This is a genomic window from Candidatus Synechococcus spongiarum (genome assembly GCF_900047545.1).
Lineage (GTDB): Bacteria > Cyanobacteriota > Cyanobacteriia > PCC-6307 > Cyanobiaceae > Synechococcus_B > Synechococcus_B spongiarum_C.
In genome coordinates, this window is record NZ_FITM01000024.1 from 1 (window position 1) to 2,533 (window position 2,533).

Annotated in this window: 3 protein-coding genes and 1 pseudogene; 2 read left to right on the forward strand and 2 right to left on the reverse strand. The window is 62.5% G+C overall.

The window, feature by feature from the left end:
* Positions 1-297 (reverse strand): annotated as a pseudogene (locus tag FLM9_RS00960) (hypothetical protein); the annotation flags it as partial.
* A 107-nt stretch (positions 298-404) separates the two neighbouring features.
* Between FLM9_RS00960 and efp the strand changes: the two are divergent.
* Both efp and accB read left to right on the forward strand, forming a co-directional pair.
* Positions 405-962 (forward strand): elongation factor P, encoded by a 558-nt coding sequence (gene efp, locus FLM9_RS00965; protein ID WP_074456844.1) that lies wholly within the window; start codon positions 405-407, stop codon positions 960-962.
* Between the two features lie 45 nt (positions 963-1,007).
* Entirely contained in the window at positions 1,008-1,460 is a 453-nt protein-coding gene (gene accB, locus FLM9_RS00970; RefSeq protein WP_074456845.1) for an acetyl-CoA carboxylase biotin carboxyl carrier protein, read from the forward strand.
* A 137-nt stretch (positions 1,461-1,597) separates the two neighbouring features.
* On the opposite strand, the gene pdxA is transcribed toward accB, so the two are convergent.
* A partial coding sequence (gene pdxA, locus FLM9_RS00975; protein ID WP_102135445.1) for a 4-hydroxythreonine-4-phosphate dehydrogenase PdxA occupies positions 1,598-2,533 on the reverse strand: 936 nt, incomplete at its 5' end.

Sequence of the window (2,533 nt, forward strand, 5' to 3'; positions counted from 1 at the left end):
TTGCAGGTGCTGCGCCCGCTTCGTCAAGCGGCTCCAGCGCTTGGCCCGCAGATCGGTGCTGCTGCCTTCCATGGTGTGCTGCAAGTCCCGCAGTTGTTGCTGATCCATGGGCAGTGCATCCCGCAGCAAAGCCCTGGGATCCGTGACCGGATCGCCCGCCGGCAGGGCGGCGGCAGCGGGCTGGGGAAGGGGGATCAGCAATACCAGGGCCAGAACCAGGGACCAACACCAGCGCCATGGGCGGTGCTGAAGCCCTGGAAGCCTTGGAGAACAAGGGGTAAAGCCGGGAAACGCCATGGGATCTGGCCGCAGTGCTGGCCACGGGATGCTTGCTGAGGAACTCTGCCACACGGGACCCGCACCGGGCGCCTCTTAGAATCCCTGTGCTTCAAGACAGGTGATGGATGATTTCCAGCAATGACTTCCGTACGGGCACCAGCATTGAACTTGACGGCCAAGTCTGGCGTGTTGTTGAGTTTCTCCACGTCAAACCCGGTAAGGGGTCGGCCTTTGTGCGCACCAAGCTCAAGGCGGTCGTGTCTGGAAACGTGGTGGAGAAAACCTTCCGGGCCGGTGAGATGGTGCCCGAGGCGGTGCTAGAGAAGTCCGGCTTTCAGCATACTTACAAGGAGGGGGACGACTTTGTGTTTATGGACATGAACTCCTTCGAGGAGATGCGCCTCACTGCCCAGCAGATTGGCAGCCAGTGCAAGTACCTGAAGGAGGGAATGGATGTCAATATCTTGTCCTGGAACGGAAAACCCCTGGAGGTGGAGTTGCCCAATACCGTGGTCCTCGAAGTGGCCCAAACAGATCCCGGCGTTAAGGGGGACACCGCTACCGGCGGCACCAAACCCGCCGTCCTGGAAACAGGCGCACAGGTGAACGTGCCCCTGTTCGTCAGCACCGGCGAGCGGATCAAAATCGACACCCGCAACGACACCTACCTGAGCAGAGAGTAGTGCTCTCGATGGCCCGTTTTCTCTCCACTTCTTCATCCGCTCCCACTGATCGTGCAGCTTGATCACAGTCAACTCAAGGATCTCCTCACCCTTCTTGGCGGCAGCGACATCAAGGAGTTCATCCTGGAAGGCAAGGATTTTCGCCTGGAGTTGCGGCGCTACCAAAGCGACCAGCCCGCTGCGGTTCCAGCGGTCGCCCCTGCTGCCCCTGCTGCCCCACCAACCCCCAGAACCAGTGCCCCTCCCGGTCGATCAGACCTGATTGAGGTGCGGGCCCCCATGGTGGGTACCTTTTATCGTGCTCCGGGCCCGGAGGAGCCCCCCTTTGTGGAGGTGGGCGACAGGGTGCAAGTGGGGCAAACCCTCTGCATCCTGGAAGCCATGAAGCTGATGAACGAGATTGAGGCGGATGTTGCCGGTGAGGTGGTGGAAGTGCTGGTGGAAAACGGCACACCTGTGGAGTTTGACCAGCCCTTGATCCGCCTCAAACCCCTGTAAAGATGAACGCCGGAACCTGGACCGCAGTTGCCCTTGGCACTGCCTTTGCCTGTGGTCTCTTTTCGCAGGGTCGTATAGTCTCCGCCTTCACCCTGGTGGCTATTCTTGGCAGCGTTGTCTACTACATCTGGTTCCGTTCACGGTGAAGGACGGTTCCGGAGCGTTGGCAACGGCTCCAATTCCGCGGCCGCCAGCAGGGCGGCCACCATGCTCCCCTCCCGGGCCAGTCCTTGACCCGCCAGGGAAAACGCCGTGCCGTGGTCCGGTGAGGTGCGGATGAACGGGAGTCCCAGGGTGGTGTTGACCGCCTCGTCAAAGGCAATCAGCTTGGTGGGGATCAGTCCCTGGTCGTGGTAGAGGGCCAGGTAGCCGTCAGCAGCGTGGCCGTGACCAAGCCAGGCCAGGCCCGCATCCAGCCAGCAGGTATCCGGTGGCTCAGGCCCCAGAACCGTGCAGTGGGGGTGCAGTGCCTGCCACTCCTGCAAACAGGGCTCCAGCCAGTCCCGCTCCTCGCTGCCCAGATGGCCAGCTTCCCCTGCATGGGGATTGAGACCCGCAACCTTGAGAACTGACTGGGCATGGTACTGGCGACAAAAACGCTCCAGCACGGTGAGTTGACGCTGCACCAGAGCCGGGGACAGGATCTGGACCGCCTGCTTGAGGGGAAGATGGGTTGTGGCCAGCAGGGTGTTAAGCCGCCAGTCTCGTTGGCGTGAGCGGGCGGTGAACAGCATGGACACCTCGACGCCCCCTGCAAGCTGGGCCAGGCGCTCGGTCTGTCCCGGGTAGGCATGGCCAGCGGCCTGCCAGCAGTGCTTGGCAATGGGTGCGGTGGTGAGGGCCTGACAGTGCCCCGCCAGCACCGCACGGCAGGCAGCGGTCAACCAGGCAAAACTGGCGGCCCCACCCGCTGCCGTGGCCTGGCCAGGGTGAACTGGCTCCGCCAACGGCACGTCCACCAGGTGCAGATCCCGAGGATCGGCCAACGGATTCCTCTGGCCTTGCAGCGCACGGTAGTGCTCCAGAAGCCAGCGGCGGCAGCAAAACAACACCGGCTCCACCGTCTGCTGAAC